The 21,396-nt window shown below is 68.7% G+C and carries 21 protein-coding genes and 1 rRNA gene; 18 read left to right on the forward strand and 4 right to left on the reverse strand.

Annotation, left to right across the window (positions count from 1 at the left end):
• From rrf to ASF63_RS15980, 18 genes are all read left to right on the forward strand, one after another.
• Window positions 1-91: ribosomal RNA gene (gene rrf / locus ASF63_RS15900) — 5S ribosomal RNA — on the forward strand; the annotation flags it as partial.
• A 72-nt stretch (window positions 92-163) separates the two neighbouring features.
• A complete protein-coding gene (locus ASF63_RS19510; protein WP_235560833.1) occupies window positions 164-2,356 on the forward strand; it encodes a hypothetical protein in 2,193 nt (730 codons plus the stop codon).
• Complete coding sequence (locus tag ASF63_RS15910; RefSeq protein WP_056516345.1) at window positions 2,356-3,393, forward strand: HAD-IIA family hydrolase; 1,038 nt, start codon at window positions 2,356-2,358, stop codon at window positions 3,391-3,393. The genes ASF63_RS19510 and ASF63_RS15910 overlap by 1 nt, the downstream gene beginning before the upstream one ends.
• A gap of 78 nt (window positions 3,394-3,471) precedes the next feature.
• Window positions 3,472-3,648, forward strand: a complete 177-nt coding sequence (locus ASF63_RS19375; protein ID WP_167347478.1) for a hypothetical protein — start codon at window positions 3,472-3,474, stop codon at window positions 3,646-3,648.
• Window positions 3,645-4,442, forward strand: a complete 798-nt coding sequence (locus tag ASF63_RS15915; RefSeq protein WP_056516347.1) for a TlyA family RNA methyltransferase — start codon at window positions 3,645-3,647, stop codon at window positions 4,440-4,442. The genes ASF63_RS19375 and ASF63_RS15915 overlap by 4 nt, the downstream gene beginning before the upstream one ends.
• Complete coding sequence (locus ASF63_RS15920) at window positions 4,439-5,353, forward strand: NAD kinase (RefSeq protein ID WP_056516351.1); 915 nt, start codon at window positions 4,439-4,441, stop codon at window positions 5,351-5,353. The genes ASF63_RS15915 and ASF63_RS15920 overlap by 4 nt, the downstream gene beginning before the upstream one ends.
• Window positions 5,350-7,041 (forward strand): DNA repair protein RecN, encoded by a 1,692-nt coding sequence (recN, locus tag ASF63_RS15925; RefSeq protein ID WP_056516354.1) that lies wholly within the window; start codon window positions 5,350-5,352, stop codon window positions 7,039-7,041. The genes ASF63_RS15920 and recN overlap by 4 nt, the downstream gene beginning before the upstream one ends.
• Window positions 7,042-7,058: 17 nt before the next feature.
• Window positions 7,059-8,756, forward strand: coding sequence for a CTP synthase (locus ASF63_RS15930; protein WP_056516356.1), 1,698 nt, complete (start codon window positions 7,059-7,061; stop codon window positions 8,754-8,756).
• 14 nt (window positions 8,757-8,770) lie between these two features.
• Entirely contained in the window at window positions 8,771-9,349 is a 579-nt protein-coding gene (locus ASF63_RS15935) for an NUDIX domain-containing protein (protein WP_056516359.1), read from the forward strand.
• A 2-nt stretch (window positions 9,350-9,351) separates the two neighbouring features.
• Window positions 9,352-10,254 (forward strand): site-specific tyrosine recombinase XerD, encoded by a 903-nt coding sequence (gene xerD / locus ASF63_RS15940; RefSeq protein WP_056516362.1) that lies wholly within the window; start codon window positions 9,352-9,354, stop codon window positions 10,252-10,254.
• Between the two features lie 166 nt (window positions 10,255-10,420).
• The gene (locus tag ASF63_RS15945; RefSeq protein WP_056517281.1) at window positions 10,421-11,254 is read left to right on the forward strand and encodes a ParA family protein; all 834 of its coding nucleotides are present in this window, start codon (window positions 10,421-10,423) and stop codon (window positions 11,252-11,254) included.
• Complete coding sequence (locus ASF63_RS15950) at window positions 11,238-12,125, forward strand: segregation and condensation protein A (RefSeq protein WP_056516365.1); 888 nt, start codon at window positions 11,238-11,240, stop codon at window positions 12,123-12,125. The genes ASF63_RS15945 and ASF63_RS15950 overlap by 17 nt, the downstream gene beginning before the upstream one ends.
• On the forward strand, window positions 12,115-12,717 hold the full coding sequence (gene scpB / locus ASF63_RS15955) for an SMC-Scp complex subunit ScpB (RefSeq protein ID WP_056516368.1): 603 nt from the start codon (window positions 12,115-12,117) through the stop codon (window positions 12,715-12,717). The genes ASF63_RS15950 and scpB overlap by 11 nt, the downstream gene beginning before the upstream one ends.
• Before the next feature lie 70 nt (window positions 12,718-12,787).
• The gene (locus tag ASF63_RS15960; protein WP_056516371.1) at window positions 12,788-13,576 is read left to right on the forward strand and encodes a pseudouridine synthase; all 789 of its coding nucleotides are present in this window, start codon (window positions 12,788-12,790) and stop codon (window positions 13,574-13,576) included.
• Complete coding sequence (locus ASF63_RS15965; RefSeq protein ID WP_082478276.1) at window positions 13,573-14,718, forward strand: prephenate dehydrogenase; 1,146 nt, start codon at window positions 13,573-13,575, stop codon at window positions 14,716-14,718. The genes ASF63_RS15960 and ASF63_RS15965 overlap by 4 nt, the downstream gene beginning before the upstream one ends.
• Entirely contained in the window at window positions 14,711-15,385 is a 675-nt protein-coding gene (cmk, locus tag ASF63_RS15970; RefSeq protein ID WP_056516374.1) for a (d)CMP kinase, read from the forward strand. The genes ASF63_RS15965 and cmk overlap by 8 nt, the downstream gene beginning before the upstream one ends.
• On the forward strand, window positions 15,378-16,898 hold the full coding sequence (gene der, locus ASF63_RS15975) for a ribosome biogenesis GTPase Der (RefSeq protein WP_056306901.1): 1,521 nt from the start codon (window positions 15,378-15,380) through the stop codon (window positions 16,896-16,898). Before cmk ends, der begins: the two co-directional genes overlap by 8 nt.
• A gap of 284 nt (window positions 16,899-17,182) precedes the next feature.
• Window positions 17,183-18,121 carry an NUDIX domain-containing protein gene (locus ASF63_RS15980; RefSeq protein WP_056516377.1) on the forward strand — a complete coding sequence of 313 codons (939 nt, stop codon included), beginning with the start codon at window positions 17,183-17,185 and terminating at the stop codon, window positions 18,119-18,121.
• A gap of 233 nt (window positions 18,122-18,354) precedes the next feature.
• Here ASF63_RS15980 and ASF63_RS15985 read toward each other — a convergent pair whose 3' ends face one another.
• From ASF63_RS15985 to ASF63_RS16000, 4 genes are read right to left on the reverse strand one after another with little or no spacing between them, the layout of a single operon-like run.
• Window positions 18,355-19,809, reverse strand: coding sequence for an HNH endonuclease signature motif containing protein (locus tag ASF63_RS15985; protein WP_056516380.1), 1,455 nt, complete (start codon window positions 19,807-19,809; stop codon window positions 18,355-18,357).
• Window positions 19,810-19,847: 38 nt separating this feature from the next.
• Window positions 19,848-20,234 (reverse strand): RNA-binding S4 domain-containing protein, encoded by a 387-nt coding sequence (locus ASF63_RS15990; protein WP_056516383.1) that lies wholly within the window; start codon window positions 20,232-20,234, stop codon window positions 19,848-19,850.
• Window positions 20,234-20,899 carry a lysoplasmalogenase gene (locus ASF63_RS15995; RefSeq protein ID WP_056516386.1) on the reverse strand — a complete coding sequence of 222 codons (666 nt, stop codon included), beginning with the start codon at window positions 20,897-20,899 and terminating at the stop codon, window positions 20,234-20,236. The genes ASF63_RS15990 and ASF63_RS15995 overlap by 1 nt, the downstream gene beginning before the upstream one ends.
• A 37-nt stretch (window positions 20,900-20,936) precedes the next feature.
• A complete protein-coding gene (locus tag ASF63_RS16000) occupies window positions 20,937-21,392 on the reverse strand; it encodes a hypothetical protein (RefSeq protein ID WP_056516389.1) in 456 nt (151 codons plus the stop codon).
• Window positions 21,393-21,396 lie beyond the last annotated feature (4 nt).

Below are 21,396 nucleotides of genomic sequence, written 5' to 3' on the forward strand. Positions count from 1 at the left end.
GCCCGGTTACATTCCGAACCCGGAAGCTAAGCCTCACAGCGCCGATGGTACTGCAGGGGGGACCCTGTGGGAGAGTAGGACACCGCCGGACTTCTTTTAAGCAAATGGCCACCCATCGTTGGGTGGCCATTTTGCGTTAACAACATCTAGAACAGGGAGCATCATGCCGGAAGACCAAGAGCGCCGTCCGCGTCGCAACGACGACAATGGATCGCGCGGTCACCGTCCTTCCGGTCGACGCCCCGACCAGAACCGCAGCAGCGGCCCCCGTCGTGATGACGCACCCCGTTCGGGGGGGTACAACCGTGATAGTGGTGCTCCTCGCACGGGTGGGTACAACCGGGATAGCCGTGATGGTGGTGCTCCTCGCACGGGTGGTTACAACCGCGATAGCCGTGACGGTGGCGCACCCCGCTCCGGCGGCTACAACCGTGATGGTGGTGCTCCCCGTTCGGGTGGGTACAACCGTGACAACCGTGACGGTGGCGCTCCCCGCTCCGGTGGATACAGCCGCGATAACCGCGATGGCGGTGCTCCCCGCTCGGGTGGTTACACCCGCGATAACCGTGACGGTGGCGCACCTCGCACGGGCGGTTACAACCGGGATAACCGTGACGGTGGCGCACCTCGCACGGGTGGCTACAACCGCGACAACCGCGACAGTGGGGCACCCCGCTCCGGCGGCTATAACCGTGATGGTGGTGCTCCGCGCTCGGGTGGTTACAACCGTGACAACCGTGATGGTGGTGCTCCGCGCTCGGGTGGTTACAACCGTGACAACCGTGACGGTGGCGCACCCCGCACGGGTGGGTACAACCGTGATGGTGGTGCTCCCCGTTCGGGTGGCTACAACCGTGACAACCGTGACGGTGGCGCACCTCGCACGGGTGGGTACAACCGGGATAGCCGCGATGGTGGCGCACCCCGCTCCGGCGGCTACAACCGCGACAACCGCGACGGTGGCGCACCCCGCACGGGTGGTTACAACCGCGACAACCGCGACGGTGGCGCACCCCGCACGGGTGGTTACAACCGTGACAACCGTGACGGTGGCGCTCCGCGCTCCGGTGGATACAGCCGCGATAGCCGCGATGGTGGCGCACCCCGCACGGGCGGCTACAACCGCGATGGTGGCGCTCCCCGCTCCGGTGGTTACAACCGCGACAACCGCGATGGTGGCGCTCCCCGCTCCGGTGGTTACAACCGCGACAACCGCGACGGTGGCGCACCCCGCACGGGTGGTTACAACCGCGACAACCGTGATGACCGTGCCCCCCGCCAGGACCGTGAATCGTCTCGCTCGTACCCGCAGCGCGGAGGAGTGGGCCGCGAACGTCCGATTCAGGCTGATGGCGACCGTCCTCGGTTCAACGACCCGCACATCCCGGACGACGTCACTGCGCGCGATCTGCACACCTCTGCTCGCAACGAGCTGAAGACGCTGAGCAAGGAGAACGCCGACCTCGTCGCGCGTCACCTGGCCATGGCATCCCGTCTCATCGACGAAGACCCTGCGCTCGCTCACGAGCACGCCCTCGCGGCGTCGCGTCGCGCAGGTCGTATCGCCATCGTCCGCGAGACGCTCGGCATCACGGCCTATGCGACCGAGGACTTCGCTCTTGCGCTCCGTGAGCTGCGCACGTACCGACGCATCTCCGGCAAGGACGATCAGATCGCCCTCATGGTCGACAGCGAGCGCGGGATCGGTCGGCCCGACCGTGCGCTCGAGACCGGCCGAGCGATCGACCGGGCCGCTCTCACCACACCTGTCCGGGTCTCGCTGGCGATCGCCATGTCTGGCGCACGCCTCGACCAGGGCGACCTGGAACTCGCACTCGGCGAGCTCGAGATCCCGGAGCTCGACCCGGATCGCGCGTTCGAGTGGAGCCCCGCGCTCTTCGCCGCCCGCGCCGCCGTTCTCGAGGACCTGGGACGCACAGATGAGGCCGAGTTCTGGGCGCACCGTGCCGAGGTCGCCGCCGAAGCGCTCGGAGTGGACGAGGCCGGCGACGAGGAGATCATCATCGAGGACGGCCTCATCGAGGGCGACTTCGACGACGAGGACCACGCAAAGCAGCCCGTGGCTGAAGACTCGGACGCTGATGCGGCTGAAGCGGTCACGGATGATGCAGATGCAGATGCAGATGCAGATGCAGATGCAGATGCAGATGCAGATGCGGACTCGGACGCAGATGCGGACTCGGACGCAGACATCGAGCCCGAGCCGTCGATCGACGACGAGGTGCGCGAGCTTCTCGGCGAGGACGAAGACGACGACGCGCTCGAGTCCGACGAGTCCGATTCCGCCCCGGAGGACGAGAAGCGCTCCGCATCCGACTCCTCCGAGGAGGCGTAGTGGGGTTGTTCTCGAAGAAGCCTGCGCTTCGGACGCCTCTCACCGGGGTCGATGCCGTGCTGGCCGACCTTGACGGTGTCGTCTACGCGGGTCCGGGCGCACTTCCGCACGCCGTGGAGAGCCTCAACGCCGCCGCGGCGTCCGCGCGACTCGGGTACATCACGAACAACGCGTCGCGCACGGATGCCTCGGTAGCCGAGCACCTGACCAGCCTCGGGCTCGATGTCGCCCCGGCCGATGTGATCACCAGCCCGCAGGCGGCGATGCGCCTGCTCGCCGGGATCGTCCCGCCTCCGGCGACGCTGCTGATCGTCGGGGGAGCAGGTCTCGTCGACGAGGCGGAGAAGGCCGGTTACACCGTGACCCGCAGCGCAGAGGATGCTCCGGATGCCGTCGTGCAGGGCTTCGCTCCCGAAGTCGCCTGGACCGATCTCGCCGAGGCAGCCTTCGCGCTGAAGGTGCCTGAAGAGGACGGAGGCATCCCCTGGATCGCCACCAACACCGACTGGACGATCCCTCGTGAACGCGGCGTCGCCCCCGGGAACGGCACGCTCGTGTCCGCCGTGCACACGGCCATCGGTCGCCTCGCGACCGTCGCGGGAAAGCCGGAGACTCCGATCTTCGAAGAGGCGACGGAGCGTTTCGGCGCGAAGAAGCCGCTTTTCATCGGCGACCGCCTCGACACCGACATCCTCGGTGCCGTTCGTGCAGGCATCGACTCCGCGCTCGTGCTCACGGGCATCGACCGTCCCAAGCACGTGCTCGCGGCTCCTGAAGGATCCCGGCCGACCTACATCCTCAGCGACCTCCGGGAGCTGCACGAGCCGTATCCTGAGGTCACGTCGAAGGACGGCATCCATTCGGTCAACGGCGCATCCGTCCGCGTCGTCGGAGCGGACGTCGAGATCGTCGCCGAGGGCGACTCGCAGATCGACCTGCTGCGTGCCGGTGCGGCCGCGATCTGGGCATCCGGAACCCCGGTGTTCGTGCTTCGCGTACCCGAGCGTCTCTACGACGACCCGTTCCACCGTCCCTGATCGGCGCCGGCGCGGGCCAGGTGGCTCGCGCCGCCGTGGCTTCGCCGACGTGTCGGCCCCGCCGCGTACAGTAGAACCGTGAGCGAAGAGACGACGAACGCACCGACCGACGGTCTGTGGAGTCGCCTGCGCCTGATCGAGGGGCAGCCTCTCGCTGCCCGTGCGGGCGCATACTCCGGGCTGCATGACGAACTCTCCCGCCGCCTCGACAGCGGCGCGAAGCTCGATCAGCGCGACGCACCGGGCGCCCGATGACGCGACTCGATGCCGCCCTCGCCGCGCGAGGTCTCGCCCGTTCGCGCACTCATGCCGCCACTCTGATCGCAGAAGGCGTGGTGAGCATCGACGGCCGACCGGTGGTCAAGGCCTCGACGCCCGTCGCTGATTCCGCCGAGATCACCGTCGCCGCGACAGATCACTACGTCGGCCGGGCGGCCCACAAGCTGATCGCCGCACTCGACGGCTTCGCGATCTCTGTCGAAGGGCGTCTCGCGCTCGACATGGGAGCCTCCACGGGCGGATTCACCCAGGTGCTCCGCGAGCGCGGAGCCCGTAGGGTTCTCGCTGTCGACGTCGGCCACGACCAGATGGCGGCGTCCATCGCGGCCGACCCCGCCGTCGTGCTCGTCGAGGGCTACAACGTCCGTCACATGACGCCCGAGAGCCTGAAGGATGTCACGGGTGAGACCGAGGCTCCCGACTTGGTCGTCGGCGATCTCTCGTTCATCTCTCTCGAGCTCGTCCTTCCCGCAGTCGCGGGCATCGCCGCGCCCACGTCCGACATCGTGCTGCTGGTGAAGCCGCAGTTCGAAGTCGGGCGCACCGCGGTGCGCGGCGGGCTCGTCACCGACCCCGCGACTCGTGCCGATGCCGTGGCACGCACCGCATGGAGCGCATTCGACGCAGGACTCGGGATGCTCGGCATCCTTCCCTCCCCGATCCTGGGGACGCACGGCAACTCGGAGTATCTTCTGCACCTCGCGCCGGGGCGCGGAAGCGATCCGTCAGAATGGTCGGACCGCATCAACACACTGGCAGGGAGACGATGAACGAGCGCAACATCCTGGTCGTCGCCCACGCCGGGCGCGAGGACACGGTCGATGCAGCCCGGAAGGTGATCGACGAGTTGCGCGGCGCCGGTGCGCGCCCGGTGCTCGCGGCCGACGACAGCGTCGACCTGCGTGCGGTCGACCCTCGCTTCGCCGACGTCGACGTGCTCGGCGAGACGGTGCAGCAGGACGAGCTCGAACTCGCCATCGTCCTCGGAGGCGACGGCACGATCCTCCGTGCCGCCGAGCTCGTGCGCGGCTGTGCGGCACCGGTGCTCGGCATCAACATGGGACACGTCGGGTTCCTCGCCGAGATCGATCGGGACGACATGGATGCGGCCGTGCGCCGCGTCATCGACCGCGACTACGAGGTCGAGGACCGTCTGGCGCTGTCGGTTCGGGTCAAGGACGTCGACGGCACGGTCGTCTACGAGACCTTCGCCTTGAACGAGGCGACGGTCGAGAAGGCCAGCCGTGAGCGCATGATCGAGGTCGTGCTCGAGATCGACGGACTCCCGCTGTCGAGCTTCGGCTGCGACGGCATGGTCGTGTCGACCCCGACCGGGTCCACCGCCTACAACTTCTCGGCAGGCGGCCCTGTCATCTGGCCGAGCGTCGAGGCCATCGCTGTGGTGCCGCTCTCAGCCCACGCGCTGTTCGCGAAGCCGCTCGTCGTGAGCCCGGATGCCGCAGTGGCGATCGAGATGCTCGAAGGCACTTCGGGCGCCGGCATCCTCTGGTGCGACGGACGACGATCGCACGACCTCCCGCCGGGTGCGCGTGTCGTGGTGCGGCGATCGTCGCGCCCCGTGCGGCTCGCCCGTCTGCACCCCACCGAGTTCACGAACCGATTGGTGCGCAAGTTCCAGCTGCCGGTCGCGGGCTGGCGAGGACAGGGGCCGATCGCATGATCGAGGAGATGCGGATGCAGGGGCTCGGCGTGATCGCCGACGCCGTGCTGCCTCTCGGCGCAGGGTTCACCGCGATCACCGGCGAGACCGGTGCGGGCAAGACCATGGTGGTGACGGGTCTCGGGCTGCTGCTCGGGCAGCGTGCGGATTCCGGTGCGGTGCGCGCAGGAGCGACGCAGGCATCGGTCGCCGGAGTATGGATCGTCCCCGAGACGGGCGACGTCGCCGACATCGTCGCGGACGCCGGGGGAGAGCTGGAACCCGCAGGAGCGGGCGCTGCCGAGCTCTACGTGTCGCGCACGCTCAGCGCCGAAGGGCGCAGCCGCGCGAGCGTCGGAGGCCGCGCAGCGCCTGCCGGGGTGCTCTCCGCCCTCGCCGAGGAACTCGTCGTCGTCCACGGACAGTCCGAGCAGCTTCGACTGCGCTCATCCGCGGCTCAGCGGGATGCTCTCGACCGCTTCGGAGGTGCCTCGATCGCCACAGCGCTCGAGGCGTACGCCTCGTCGTTCGCGCGCTGGCGCGAGCTCGACGCAGAGATCACCGACATCACGGAGAACCGCGATCGGCGGGCCGAAGAGGCCGCGCGTCTGCGCGAGGCGCTCGCCCTGATCGAGGCCGCTGCGCCCGAACCCGGCGAGGACGTCGAGCTGTCCGCGCGGGCCGAACGTCTGGCGAATGCGGAAGAGCTCCGACTCGCCGCCTCCCTGGCCCACGGCGCGCTTTCGAACGAAGAGGGCGAACCCGACGCATCCGCTCTGATCGCCGAAGCGCGTCGAGCGCTCGAGCGCGTCTCCGACACGTCACTCACCGAGATCTCCGCCGGCCTCGCCGACATCGGCTATCGCATCGCCGATGTCGCAGGCCAGCTGTCCGCGTACCTCGCGGATCTCGATGAGACCGGCCCGCATGAGCTCGCAGCGGTCGAGGAGCGCCGTGCAGCCCTCGGAACCCTGATCCGTGCGCACGGCTCGCTCGATGAAGCACTGGAGCTCTGGCAGACGGGGTCTGCTCGGCTCGCCGAGCTCGACGACGACGGCGAGCGACTGGATCGGCTCGAAGCCGAACGCGACACCGCTCGCGCCGAACTCGACGCCCGAGCCGATGCGCTGACCGCAGTGCGCACGGCAGCCGCCGCGAAGCTCGGCGTCGCCGTGAGCGATGAGCTGCATGCGCTCGCGATGCCCGACGCCCGACTCGAGGTGGCCGTCACGCCGGGCGCCGAGAGCGCACACGGCCGCGACGACGTCGCGATCCTGCTGGCACCGCACCCCGGAGCAGAGCCGCGATCGGTCGGCAAGGGCGCGTCCGGGGGAGAGCTCTCGCGCGTCATGCTCGCGATCGAGGTCGTGATCGCCGGAACAGACCCCGTGCCGACCTTCGTGTTCGACGAGGTCGATGCCGGCATCGGCGGGGCCGCAGCGATCGAGGTCGGACGACGACTCGCCCGACTTGCCGAGAAGTCGCAGGTCATCGCGGTGACACATCTCGCGCAGGTGGCGGCGTTCGCCACGAACCATCTCTCGGTCGTCAAATCCCACGACGGCGCGGTCACAGCATCCAGCGTCCGCCGTCTGGAGGGGGAGGAGCGCGAGGCCGAAATGGCCCGACTGCTCTCCGGACTGACCGATTCGGACGCCGCGATCACCCACGCTCGGGAACTTCTCACCCTCGGCACCTCCACCGACTGATAGGATCGAAGCCCGTGATGAACTCTTCTTCTGCGGGGCCCAAGAACGACACGACCAAGCACATCTTTGTGACGGGTGGTGTCGTTTCGTCTTTGGGTAAGGGGCTCACTGCCGCAAGCCTCGGAAACCTTCTGACGGCACGCGGACTCCGCGTCGTCATGCAGAAGCTCGATCCGTATCTGAACGTCGATCCGGGCACGATGAACCCGTTCCAGCACGGCGAGGTCTTCGTCACGGACGACGGCGCCGAGACCGATCTCGACATCGGACACTACGAGCGCTTCCTCGACATCAACCTGTCGCAGGCGGCCAATGTCACGACCGGTCAGATCTACTCGCAGGTGATCGCGCGTGAGCGCCGCGGCGAGTACCTCGGCGACACCGTGCAGGTCATCCCGCACATCACTGACGAGATCAAGCGGCGCATGCGTCTGCAGGCGACCGAGGACCCCCGTCCCGACGTCATCATCACCGAGGTCGGTGGAACGGTCGGTGACATCGAGTCGCAGCCGTTCCTCGAGGCGGCACGTCAGCTCCGCCATGAACTCGGTCGTGACAGCGTGTTCTTCGTGCACGTATCGCTCGTGCCGTTCATGGGTGCGTCCGGCGAGCAGAAGACCAAGCCCACCCAGCACTCGGTCGCAGCCCTCCGCCAGGTCGGCATCCAGCCCGACGCGCTCGTGCTGCGCAGCGACCGTCCGGTCAGCGAGAGCAATCGCAACAAGATCGCGCTCATGTGCGACGTCGACGCCGAGGGCGTCATCAACACGGTCGACCTGCCGAGCATCTACGACATCCCCTCGACGCTGAACGATCAGGGCCTCGACTCGTACATCGTGCGCCGTCTCGGCCTCGACCAGAAGGCCGCAGACGAGGTCGACTGGTCGCGCTGGAGCAAGGTGCTGCACGCGGTGCACAACCCCAAGCACGAGGTGACGATCGGCCTGGTCGGCAAGTACATCGACCTCCCCGACGCCTACCTCTCGGTCACCGAGGCCCTCAAGGCCGGCGGCTTCGCCCAGGAGACCAAGGTCAACATCCGCTGGATCCCCTCGGACCGCTGCGAGACCCCCGAGGGCGCGCAGGAGCAGCTCGCCACACTCGACGGCATCTGCGTCCCCGGTGGATTCGGCATCCGCGGCATCGAGGGCAAGCTCGGCGCACTGAAGTTCGCGCGCGAGCAGGGGATCCCGACCCTCGGTCTCTGCCTCGGCCTGCAGTGCATGGTCATCGAGTACGCCCGTGACGTGGCCGGCATCGCCGGAGCATCCTCGAGCGAGTTCGACCCCGAGACCACCGAGCCCGTCATCGCGACCATGGCCGAGCAGGTCGAGATCCTCGACGGCGGCGACCTGGGCGGCACGATGCGTCTCGGCCTCTATAAGGCTGCGCTGGCCGAGGGGTCGCTGGCGAGTGAGCTGTACGGTGCCTCGGAGGCCTCGGAGCGCCACCGCCACCGCTACGAGGTCAACAACGCGTATCGCACGCGTCTGTCCGAGGCCGGTCTCGTCTTCTCGGGTCTGAACCCGGAGCTCGACCTCGTCGAGTACGTCGAGCTTCCGCGCGACGTGCACCCGTACTACATCGCCACGCAGGCCCACCCCGAGCTCCGCTCGCGTCCGACCGACCCGCACCCGTTGTTCCGCGGCCTGGTCGGAGCTGCGATCGAGCGTCACCGGGCGAGCGAGCTGTTCGACGTGGAAGCCGATGCCTGAGTTCGGCGGAGCCGATGCCTGATCTCGACGCGCTGCGGGACGAGCCCTTCGAACCCGAGGTCCTCCACAGCGAGGTCGGGTTCGAGGGCGTCGTCTGGAACGTGCGCGACGACCGCGTGCGCTACGGCGATGGTGAGATCCGTCGCCAGTACGTCGCGCACACGGGCGCCGTCGCGATCCTCGCGCTCGATGACGTCGGACGCGTGCTGCTGATCCAGCAGTATCGGCATCCGATCCGTCACCGCGACTGGGAGCTGCCCGCCGGCCTGCTCGACATGCCGGGGGAGGAGCCCGTCGAGGCTGCCCGGCGCGAGCTCGCCGAGGAAGCCGACCTGGTCGCCGCGGAGTGGGAGCCCCTCGTCTCGTCCTGGACGACACCCGGCGGCAACGACGAGGTGATCCACATCTTCCTCGCGACGGGCATCTCGGCAGCGCCGTCCGCGCATGCGCGGGAGGACGAAGAGGCTGACATCCGCGTCGAATGGGTTCCGCTCGACGAGGCCGTCAGGGCCGTGCTCGACGGCCGCATGCGCAACGGCATCCTCAGCATCGGTGTGCTCGCGGCCGCGCAGAGGCTGCGCGACCGGAGCTGAGCATGCAGCTCGACCGTGCTTTGGACACGTATCTGCGCCACGTCACGATCGAGCGCGGGCTGAGCGAGCACACGATCTCGGCCTATCGCCGCGACCTCGGCGGCTACCTGGAGTGGCTGGATGCCGAGAACATCGTCGACACCGCCGAGATCACACCGGCGGTCGTCGGACGCTTCATCGCGGATCGCTCGTCCGCCGACCCGACGCCTGCCGCGACGAGCCTCGCCCGATTGCAATCGTCCGTGCGGGGATGGCATCGGTTCCTCGCCCGCGAGGGCATCGAGGTCGACGATCCCAGCGGCCGTCTGAGGCCGCCCAAGGCACCGCGCCGGCTGCCCAAGGCGCTGACCATCGACCAGGTGGAGCGGCTGCTCGGAGCGCCGAGCGCCGAGGATCCGATCGGCATCCGCGACCGCGCCCTTCTCGAGCTGCTCTACGCGACCGGCGCCCGAGTGTCGGAGGCCGTGGGCCTCGACGTCGACGACCTCGCCCACGGCGACGTCCTGCGGGTTCGGGGCAAGGGCTCGAAGGAGCGCATCGTCCCGATCGGATCGTTCGCCCGCACGGCGGTCGACGCATACCTCACGAGGGTGCGGCCGGGGCTTGCGGCGAAGGGGAGAGCGTCGGCCCGCCTGTTCCTCGGCGCGCGCGGTGCCCCGCTGTCTCGGCAGAGCGCGTGGCTCGTGATCCGTGCGGCTGCCGAGCAGGCGCACATCACCGCCGAGGTCTCGCCGCACACCCTGCGCCACTCGTTCGCGACGCATCTGCTGCAGGGCGGCGCCGACGTGCGCGTGGTGCAGGAGCTTCTCGGGCACGCGTCGGTGGCGACGACGCAGATCTACACGCACGTGTCGGTGGACACCCTGCGCGACATCTACGCGACCTCCCACCCCCGCGCCCGCTGACCCGCCACGCGCGGGCGGCGCGGCGAAAACGCGGGATCGCCGGGGCTGAGGCGTCGATCCCCCCGGGCGATCGCTAGAATCGACCAAGCACGAAGGAGCAGGAGAATCGGTGGCTGAGAACGCGGCGAAGTCCAGGGCGAAGACGTCGAAGACCGACGACACACCCATGGGACCCACCGGGCGTCCCTATCACGGCTTCGCGACCCCGGAACCGCTCGCCTCGCACGGTCCCGCTCGCATCATCGCCCTGTGCAACCAGAAGGGCGGCGTCGGCAAGACGACGACGTCGATCAACCTCGCCGCGGCGCTGGCCGAATACGGTCGCAAGGTGCTCGCCGTCGACTTCGACCCCCAGGGTGCGCTGTCGGCCGGCCTCGGCATCCAGACGCACGACGTGCCGACCATCTACGACCTGCTGCTCGACACGAAGCGCGACGCACACGACGCGATCGTGCACTCAGGCGTCGAAGGCCTCGACGTGATGCCCGCGAACATCGACCTGTCGGCAGCTGAGGTGCACCTCGTCAACGAGGTCGCGCGCGAGACGATCCTCGCCCGCGTGCTGCGTCAGGTGGCGGGGGAGTACGACGTCATCCTCATCGACTGCCAGCCGTCGCTGGGTCTGCTGACCGTCAACGCGCTGACCGCCGCGCACGGCGTGATCATCCCGCTCGAGTGCGAGTTCTTCGCGTTGCGCGGTGTGGCGCTGCTGATCGAGACCATAGACAAGGTGCGCGACCGGCTGAACCCGTCGATCACGATGGACGGCCTCCTCGCCACGATGTACGACCCGCGCACCCTGCACTCGCGCGAGGTGCTCGAGCGTGTGGTCGAGGCGTTCGGCGACGACGTGCTCGAGACCGTGATCGGGCGCACGGTGAAGTTCCCCGACGCATCGGTCTCCGGTGTGCCCATCACCGAGTTCGCACCGGAGCACGCCGCCGCCCAGGCGTACCTGCGGCTGGCGCGGGAGCTGGTCGCCCGTGGCGCTGTCGCCTGAGGTCGAGCCGTCCGACACCGCGGCTGAGGCCGCAGCCACGGCTGCCGAGGGATCGGCACCTGCCGATCTCAGCGAGCCACCTGTCGCCGATCCCGGATTCCGGGTGTCGTTGACGAACTTCGACGGACCGTTCGACCTGCTGCTCACTCTCATCTCGAAGCATGAGATGGACATCACCGAGGTGTCGCTGAGCGCCGTCACGAACGAGTTCATCGCGTACCTCAAGGAGCTCGACGACGACGAGGAGCTCGACCAGGCCTCCGAGTTCCTGGTGGTCGCGGCGACCCTGCTCGACATGAAGGTCGCCGGTCTCCTGCCGCAGGGCGAACTGGTGGATGCCGAGGCCGTGGCGCTGCTCGAAGCCCGCGATCTGCTTTTCGCACGCCTCCTGCAGTACCGTGCGTTCAAAGAGGTCGCGACGTGGTTCGCCCGCTGCCTGCAGCGCGAGGATCGCCGCCATGTGCGGGCCGTGCGTCTGGACGAGAAGCATCGCAAGAAGACACCCGAGCTCGTCTGGTCGCTCAGCGCCGACGACTTCGCCGCGCTGGCTCTGCTGGCGTTCGCGCCGAAGGAGATCCCTCACGTCGGGCTCGATCACCTGCACGCCCCGCTCGTGAGCATCCGGGAGCAGGCCGCAATCGTCGTGACCCTGTTGCGCGCCACCGAATCCGTGAGCTTCCGCGAGCTGGTCGCGGGGGTGACCGAGCCCGGGATAGTCGTCGCGCGTTTCATCTCCGTTCTGGAGCTGTACCGTCACGCGGCGCTGTCCTTCGAACAATTGGAACCGCTCGGCGAGCTGACGCTGCGCTGGGCCGCCGACTCCTGGTCGGACGAGACTCTGGCATCTCTGGGAGCCGACTATGACCGATGACGTGACAGAAGCCCCGACCGACGAGGTCGTTCGCGAATCGCCTCTCTCCGAACGGATCGAGGCGATCCTGCTGATCATCGACGAGCCGATCGGTCTCGTCGCTCTCGCGGCCGCGGTGGGCTCGCCCGTCGCTGCGGTGCGTCAGACGATCGAGACGCTCGTCGACGACTACGACGGCAAGGGGCAGGGGCCACGGCGCGGGTTCGAGCTCCGCGAGGTCGGCGGCGGCTGGCGTCTGTACGTCCGCGAGGACCACGACGACGTGGTCGCCGAGTTCGTCGGTGGCCAGGCGCCCGCACGGCTGTCGCAGGCCGCGCTCGAGACACTCGCGGTGATCGCCTACAAGCAGCCGGTCACTCGCAGCCAGGTGGCGTCGATCCGTGCGGTGAACGTCGATTCCGTGGTGCGCACGCTGCTCGCGCGCGGACTCATCACGGAGCTCTTCGCGGACTCCGAGACCGGCGCGATCAACTACGGCACCAGCGACGCACTCCTGCAGCACCTGGGCATCAACTCGCTCGACGAGCTGCCCCCCATCTCTCCTCTGCTCGACGACGGCGCGGACGGCTTCGACGAAGGGACCATCCGATGATCGGGGTCCCGGCGACGGCCGGTCGCGTGGTCTCGACGCAGAGTTTCAGTTTCGACGAAGGGACCATCCGATGAGCGGCTTCGAGACATCCGAGGGCGTGCGCCTGCAGAAGGTGCTGTCAGCGGCGGGCGTGGCCTCGCGGCGCGTGATCGAGCAGTACATCGTCGAAGGGCGTATCCGCGTCAACGGCGTGACCGTGACCGAGCTCGGCCGCCGCGTCGACCCCGAGAACGACCTCATCGACGTCGACGGCACCGCTGTGCAGCTCGATGTGTCGAAGCGCTATGTGATGCTCAACAAGCCCACCGGCGTCGTGAGCAGCCTGCGTGACGAGAACGGCCGCCCCGACCTCCGCCGGTTCACCGACGACTATGAGGAGCGCCTCTACAACGTCGGACGTCTGGATGCCGAGACCAGTGGCCTGCTGGTCCTGACGAACGACGGCGACCTCGCACACGTGCTCGCGCACCCGTCGTTCGGCGTCACCAAGGTCTACATCGCCAAGGTCGAAGGCGAGGTGACGGCTCAGACGATCTCGAAGCTCACCAAGGGGATCGAGCTCGAAGACGGGCCGATCGCCGCAGACAAGGCCCGCCTGCTCGACACTTCCCGCGGGTCGAGCCTCGTGGAGCTGACCCTGCACTCGGGGCGCAACCGGATCGTGCGCAGGATGCTGGCCGCGGTCGGCCACCCCGTCACCGAGCTCGTGCGCCGGCAGTTCGGCCCGCTGCACCTGGGAACCCTCCCGGTTGGGAAGACGCGCGAACTGACTAAAATCGAACTGGGCGCGCTCTTGACTCTGTCGCGCCGTGATTCCGGTGTCGCCGAGGCGCCAGGCGAGCAGCAGGAGAACGAGTGACCGATACGACGAGTGCGCCCACGGGGGCTCGGAGTTCCGTCGCGCCGCGAATCGCGGCCAGGCTCTCCGGAACCGTGCGCGTCGTCGGCGCCGGTCTGCTCGGTGCGAGCATCGGCCACGCGCTCCGCGCCAAGGGCATCGACGTCGTCCTCGCCGACACCTCACCCGCGCAGCTGCGTCTGGCGATCGACTACGGCGCCGGGCGTGCCGTGGCCGACGACGACGCACCGACGCTCGTCGTCGTCGCGGTGCCGCCTGACGTCACCGCCGACGTGATCGAGGCGGAGCTCGCCCGATTCCCCGATGCCGTGGTCACGGACGTCGCGAGCGTGAAGCTCGAGCCGTTCCGCAGTCTGCGTGACCGCGGTGTCGACATCACGCGCTACATCGGGTCGCACCCTCTTGCCGGACGTGAGCGCGGTGGGGCGATCTCCGCACGCGCCGACCTCTTCATCGGTCGCCCGTGGGTCGTCTGCCGCGATGCCGACACCAGGGCCGCAGACCTCGCTCTCGTCGAGGCGCTCGCTCTCGACGTCGGCGCGATGCCGCTCGAGATGACCCCGGAGGAGCACGACCGCTCCGTCGCGCTCACCTCGCACGTCCCGCAGGTCGTCGCCAGCCTTCTCGCCGGACGGCTCGCCGAGGCCGACGAGGGCGCGCTGCGCCTGTCGGGCCAGGGAGTGCGTGACACGACGCGCATCGCGGCATCCGCTCCTGAACTCTGGGTGCAGATCCTCGGCGCGAACGCCGAACCCGTCGTGGAGATCCTCGACGCTTTGGCCGCCGATCTCCGCGAGGTGTCGGACGCGCTGCGCGCCCCCGAGGCGCCCGGCGCCCGGCGCGTGGTGGCCGAGACCATCCGGCAGGGCAACGACGGCGTCGAACGTCTGCCGGGCAAGCACGGTCAGAACCAGAGGTTCGAGTCCCTCGTCGTCATGATCGACGACACCGCAGGTCAGCTCGGTCGACTGTTCGGCGAGCTCGGCGAGCTCGGCGTGAACGTCGAGGACCTCCGCCTCGAGCACTCGCCGGGTGCGCAGTTCGGTCTCGCCGAGATCAGCGTAGAACCCGCTGCACTGCACGGGGCGATCACCGGACTCCAGGAACGCGGCTGGCGGATTGCAGGTACCACCAATGACTGATTTCATCGCCATCGACGGACCCGCCGGCTCCGGCAAGTCCAGCGTCTCCAAGGCCGTCGCCCGCAAGCTCGGATTCGGCTACCTGGACACCGGTTCCGCCTACCGCGCACTCGCCTGGCATGTTCTCGACCGGGGTGCGGACACAGCGGATGCGGACGCCGTCCTCGCCGCCGTCGCCGAGTTCCCGGTGCGACTGGGCCTCGACCCCGACGACCGCACGGTGCAGGTCGGCGACGCGGATGTCACGGACGCGATCCGCGAGCCGTCTGTCTCGGGAGCGGTGAGCGGTGTCGCACGAGTGCCCGAGGTGCGCGAGCAGGTCAATCGACTGTTCCGTTCTCTCGTGGCCGACGCGCCGTACCCGGCTGTCGTCGTCGAGGGGCGGGACATCACGACCGTCGTCGCCCCGGATGCGCCCGTGCGCATCCTTCTCACGGCCGCACCCGAGGTGCGCGCCGCACGACGTGCCGGCGAGCTCGCCGGCGAGAACGCCGAGGCCGTCGCCGCCGCACTGCACAAGCGCGACGCATCCGACAGCGCCGTCGTCGACTTCCTGAACGCCGCAGAGGGCGTCGAGGTCGTCGATTCGACGGAGCTCGATTTCCCACAGACCATCGACGCCGTCCTCACGGTGATCGAACGAATCCGAGGAGTACACCATGGCTGACGACGAATACGAAGGCGGCCCCGACCAGCTCGCCGAGAAGATGGAGCAGCTCGACGAGCAGCTCGCCGAGGCACGCGCCGAGACGCTGCGTGCAGGTCTCGCCGACTACGACCTGGACGATGAGGATGCAGCCCTCCTCGCCGGGATCACGATGGGCGAGGACGGGATCCAGTTCTTCCCCGCCCTGCCTGTGGTGGCGATCGTCGGTCGGCCGAACGTCGGAAAATCCGCACTCGTGAACCGCATTCTCGGCCGCCGTGAGGCCGTCGTCGAGGACACCCCCGGTGTGACCCGCGACCGCGTGACGTACAAGGCCGAGTGGGCCGACCGTCGCTTCTCGCTCGTCGACACCGGCGGATGGGAGCCCGACGCTCGCGGTATCGACCGCTCCGTCGCCGCGCAGGCCGAGGTCGCGATCGATCTCGCCGATGTCGTGCTGTTCGTCGTCGACGCGATGGTCGGGGCCACGTCGACCGACGAGCACGTGGTGAAGCTGCTGCGCAAGAGCGGCAAGCCCGTCTTCCTCGTCGCGAACAAGATCGACGACGCCCGCCAGGAGCCCGAGGCCGCGGCACTCTGGAACCTCGGACTCGGCGAGCCGCACCCGGTCTCGGCCATTCACGGTCGTGGAGTCGCCGACCTGCTCGACGCTCTGCTGAAGACGCTTCCGGATGTCTCCGCGGTCGCGAAGGCGGAGATCGGCGGACCTCGTCGCGTCGCGATCCTCGGTCGCCCGAACGTCGGCAAGTCCTCGCTGCTCAACAAGGCAGCAGGCGAGGAGCGCGTGGTCGTCAACGACCTCGCGGGTACGACCCGCGACCCGGTCGACGAGATCGTCGAGCTCGGCGGCAAGCTGTGGCGCCTGGTCGACACCGCCGGCATCCGTCGTCGCGTGCACATGGCGCAGGGCGCTGACTTCTACGCCTCGCTGCGCACCTCGGCTGCTCTCGAGAAGGCCGAGGTCGCAGTCGTCGTCCTCGATGTCTCCGAGACGATCAGCGAGCAGGACGTGCGGATCATCGATCTCGTGCTCGAGTCCGGTCGCTCGCTCGTGCTCGCGTTCAACAAGTGGGACCGTCTGAACGACGACGACCTCGAGAACGCCGACCGCCGACGCTACCTCGAGCGTGAGATCGAGCAGGATCTCGCGCACGTCGCCTGGGCCCCGCGCGTGAACATCTCGGCCAAGACGGGCCGTCACCTCGACAAGCTGGTGCCTGCGCTCGAGACGGCTCTCGAGAACTGGGACCGTCGCATCCCGACGGGTAAGTTCAATGCCTTCCTCGCCGAGCTCGTCGCCGAGCACCCGCACCCGCTGCGTGGAGGAAAGCAGCCGCGCATCCTGTTCGGCACCCAGGCGTCGACGCGTCCGCCGACGTTCGTGCTGTTCACGACCGGCTTCCTCGACCCGGGATACCGCCGATTCATCCAGCGTCGCCTTCGCGAGCTGTACGAGTTCGACGGAACCCCGATCGTCATCAACATGCGCGTCCGCGAGAAGCGCCAGCGCTGAGTCGCGGCCGAGCCGCCAGCTGTGCCCGCGCGAACCCGCGCGGGCACAGCTGTTTCTGCGTGCATCCGCCCGAATGCTCGGGAGGTGCGATCTGCGGATACGGCTGTTCCCGCGTGCTGCCTGCATCCGCCGAATGCTCAAGACATGCGATCTGCGGGCGCGGCTGTTCCCGCATGCTGCGTGCATCCGCCGAAATCTCCACGACATGCCGCCTGCGGATACGGCTGTTCCCGCATATGACCCGCGCGGATGCCGATACCCGGATGCTGTGACAGGCTGAAGGGGTGACTGTCGTACCTCCCGCTGCCGGTGAACCTCGTCGCCCGGACGGGCCGCGGAATCCTGGCGATGCCTGGGTGATCGCGCCGTCGGGGGAGAAGTACTGGGGGCGCTTCGGCGCAGCCGGTCTGCTGGCGGTCGATCCGGGCCGCGGGATCCTGCTGCAGCATCGGGTCTCCTGGAGCCACTTCGGGGGCACTTGGGGTCTGCCTGGTGGTGCTCTGCACGCGGGCGAGAGCGCGATCGTGGGCGCCGTGCGCGAGGCGCAGGAGGAAGCAGGTGTTCCTGACGGCTCCGTGCGACCCCGGTTCACGAGCGTCCTCGATCTGGATGTCTGGTCGTACACGACCGTGATCGCCGACGTGGTGCGGCCGTTCGAGCCGGTGATCAGCGACCCGGAGAGCGTGGCTCTCGAATGGGTGCCGGTGGACGAGGTCGACTCGCGTCCGCTGCATCCGGGGTTCGGCAGCGCCTGGCCCGTTCTGCGGGAACTGCTCGGCGTACGCCCGGCGCTGGTCGTCGACAGCGCGAACGTCGTCGGTTCCGTGCCGGACGGATGGTGGAAGGACCGTGCCGGTGCCGCGACGCGCCTTGCCTCGCGTCTGGACGGACTTGCCGTATCGGCGTCTGATCTCGGCCTCGGCGGAACGACCTGGTTCCCGGAGATCGCTCTCGTGGTGGAAGGGCAGGCGCGAGGGATAGCGACGCCCTCATCCGATGCTGCTGCGGAGGCACCCGAGCTGCTCCCTGCGGGCGGCGTCTCGATCGTGCGCGCTGAGGCGGCAGGAGACGATGCGATCGTCGCCGAGGTCGAGCACCGAGTGCACGCGGGACAGCATGTCGTCGCCGTCGCGAGCGACCATGAACTGCGGGGTCGCGTCGAGGCGGCAGGCGCGGCGCAGATACACTCGGCCGGCTGGCTGCTGGATGTGCTGCCGCAGTAGTCGGCGCCGGGGCAGCACGCAGACAGATGGCGCGCGCAGACTGATGGCGCGCTCGGACTGATGGCGCGTGTGGAGAGTGATGGCGCGCGCAGACGGATGCGGCGTGGAGTCCGGCTGTCTTTGTGGACGCGGGCACGGGCGCGGGCGCGGGTACTGCGCGGTGGCAGAGAGTGGGGTGCTGCTCGTCGCGCGCGAGGCAGCGCATGCGCGGGCACGAGAACGAGGCGCAGCTCTCAGACGAACATGACCCGTCGACGCGGTGGGTCGGCGTAGCTCCGGCCCAGCGGACTCGTCCAGGTCACCGTCCCATCGGGAGTCTGCAGGGCGGTCCATCGGTAGCGTTCATCGATGTCGGGGTGCTTGAGCGAGTGGTGTGTGGTGCAGAAATGGCTGAGGTTGTCGATGCGTGTCCGCCCACCGCGCGCATGGTCGTGGTTGTGGTCGATCTCGCATCGGTGCACCGGCATCCTGCACCCGGGGAACCTGCAGTGCTCATCCCGCGCTCGAAGGAACCGCTTCATCTGCTCTGTGGGGGAGTAGGAGTCGGTTTCGGTGACCAGGCCGGTCGCGGCGAGGAACAGGCGCGCCCATCCTTTGCAGTGGCCTGCGAGACCGCGGGCGACATCGGGATCCAGCGGTCCGTGGCCGTCGAGTTCGGCTGGTCGGTCGTCGTCTCCGGCGAGAGTGCTCGCGGCGACGGTGACCTGGATGCGGGCCGAGATGTTCTCGAGCCCGGTGCCGTTCGCTTCACTCGGGTCGGCGGCGAGCAGCAGGTCGGCGAGAACATCGGCGCGGATCTGATCGAACGTGCGCATGTCGCCGGAGAGGTGCTCGATATCGGGGCTGGTCGGATCGGTCATCGGGTCGATCAGCCCAGCGAGCGGGTCGATGACGAAGGTGCCGTCGGCGGCGATGACTCCGGCTTCGAAGTAGGCGTCGTATCGCGGGTCATCGGGGGAGAGGTCGGAGAGGCGGAGCGGATTCTCGCTGTCGTCGAGCGGCTCGAGGATCGGCTCGCGCTCGTCGCGGGTGCGAGCGATCTGTCGCGCCATCTGCGTGAGCCGATCGGAGATCGCCACGGCGACCCACTCGGGCAGAATCGCTGTGAGCGCCGCCAGGCCGTCGCCGACGGACCTGATGCTGACGCAGCGTTCGGCTGCCGCGCGCCGCTGAGTCTCGACGACGGTCTCGCCGACGAGGCCCGCCGCGACCTTGCGAGCGTGGGGCTTCGTGCGCGAAGCCGTGTCGTGTTCGGCGACCACGAGCACCGCGGCCTCGTAGAGCCCCATCGTCGCGGCTTCCACACGGCCGTCTCGGATGGCGTCGTCGACGACCTCGCTGGCTCGCACGATCTCACGGACATGGTGCGCACTTATCGAGCCCGCGGCGAAGGAGGCCTGCACGGCAGGGAGCGCTCGTGACACGGTGCGCGCGTCGGTGAAGGCGTATTCGATCGACCCCTTCGGGATGCGCGCGGCCGCGGAGTACTCCGCGATCATCGAGCGATAGATCGCATCGCGGTGGTGAGGGCTGTCGGAGACGTCGCCGTCGTGGACGCCGATGCGCTCGACGAGGAGCGCGTAGGACTCGGCCTCGAGGGCAGCGATCCGACGCCGCGTGTCGACCCACTCATCGAGCAGGCGGCAGCGCTCCTCGAGATCGAGGTCGAGGTCGGTGCGCTGAGCCATGCCCCCAGTCTAGAAGATATGTTCGAAGTGGCCCAGGGCTAGCCGTGGAATATGCCGTCATCCTCCGCGCTGCGTCCGCGTAGCCGGTCGATGTCCCGGCGCTCGCGTTTCGTGGGCCTGCCAGCTCCTCGATCGCGCAGTCCCAGCGCCGCCTGCGGCTCGCGCTCCGGAGTGCGGTCCTCATATGCCAGCGCGGCGAGTGGAGCGCCGACACGCTTGACGAGCAACTGGCGGACGAAGAGGATCCGGTCGAAACCCGCGATGCGCACGCGCAGTTCGTCGCCGATCCGGATGTGCTGCGCGGCCTTGACCTTGTCGCCGTTGACGCGTACATGCCCTGCACGGCATGCAGTCGTCGCGGCGGAACGCGTCTTGTAGACGCGGATCGCCCAGAGCCAGCTGTCGACCCGTGCGGCATCAGCCATCAGGCATCTCGCTTTCTCAGTGTGATCAGCGCGCCCGCGATGATCAGTCCCTGCCCGATCGTATAGGTCGCCATGATCGCGGGGTTGCTCCAGGCGGGGAGCGAGTCGGGGAGGAAGAGGCGGAGCGCCAGCAGCGTATCGCTGGCGAGGAAGAACGCGCCGCCGACGGCGACGAGCGGGTGGCACCGGGTCGAGAACGCGGCGGTCGCGCCCAGGACGAGCCCGTAGACGGCGACGGCGATCAACAGTCCTCCCGTCTGCGGGCCGAGGAAGACCAGCATTGCGATCCACCAGGCGGCGTAGATGAGTGCCCACCACGGCATCCTTCGCACGCCGACGCGTCGGACGAAGAGGGCGATGTATGCCAGATGTGCGATGCCGAAGAAGAGGAGCATGAGCGGCACCTCGGGAGCGTCGGGGAAGAGCGCGCCCACGCTGTCGCCGAGCCAGGAGAAAACGATCGCCGCGAAGAGCAGCGCCAAGGCGGCGCGTGATCGGATCGCGCGCACCGACACGAGCACGGGGATCGCGAGCAGCGGCATCAGCAGGAGCTTGCTCGGGCCTGCGGCGGGGCTCCCGAGAGCGAGCAGCACCACATGGATCGCCGACACCGTGATGTAGGGGACGAAGGCCCACAGAGGCGGGGCGGGCGAGCGGCGTTGCATCCACCCATCGTATGGCGGGTGGCGAAGACGCCTGCTGTCAGGACTCGACGGTCACCTGGGTGATCTGGCCGTCGGGGCCGAGATGCACTGCAGGCCAGTATCCCTCGGGGAAGTGCTCGCCGCAGGAGTCGATGAAGTGGAGCACGACCGTTCCGTCGGCGGATGCCTCGAGTGTCTCGAGGGTGAGATCGGATGCGGCATCGTCGAGCTCGTGCTGCTCCGGCGTTCCCGTGCTGAACGCCGTGACGATGGCGTCGGATGCGAGGCGTCGGAGAGCCGCGAGAGCGGCGATAGTTTCGTGGACGTGGGGGAGCAGCGCACTCGCCTCATCTGTGTTCGTGCCTTCGACCATGAGATCGAGGGGTGCGCCCTGGGTGACCGTTCCGCCGGCGTACCAGTCGTGGGTGAGGACCGTGCCGTCGGTGAGCTCGGTCGTCGCGCGGGTGAGGGTGCCGAGCTCGGGGTCGTCGATGGTCGGATGCTCTTCGCTCATGCCC

The organism is Microbacterium sp. Leaf320 (genome assembly GCF_001423485.1).
GTDB lineage: Bacteria > Actinomycetota > Actinomycetes > Actinomycetales > Microbacteriaceae > Microbacterium.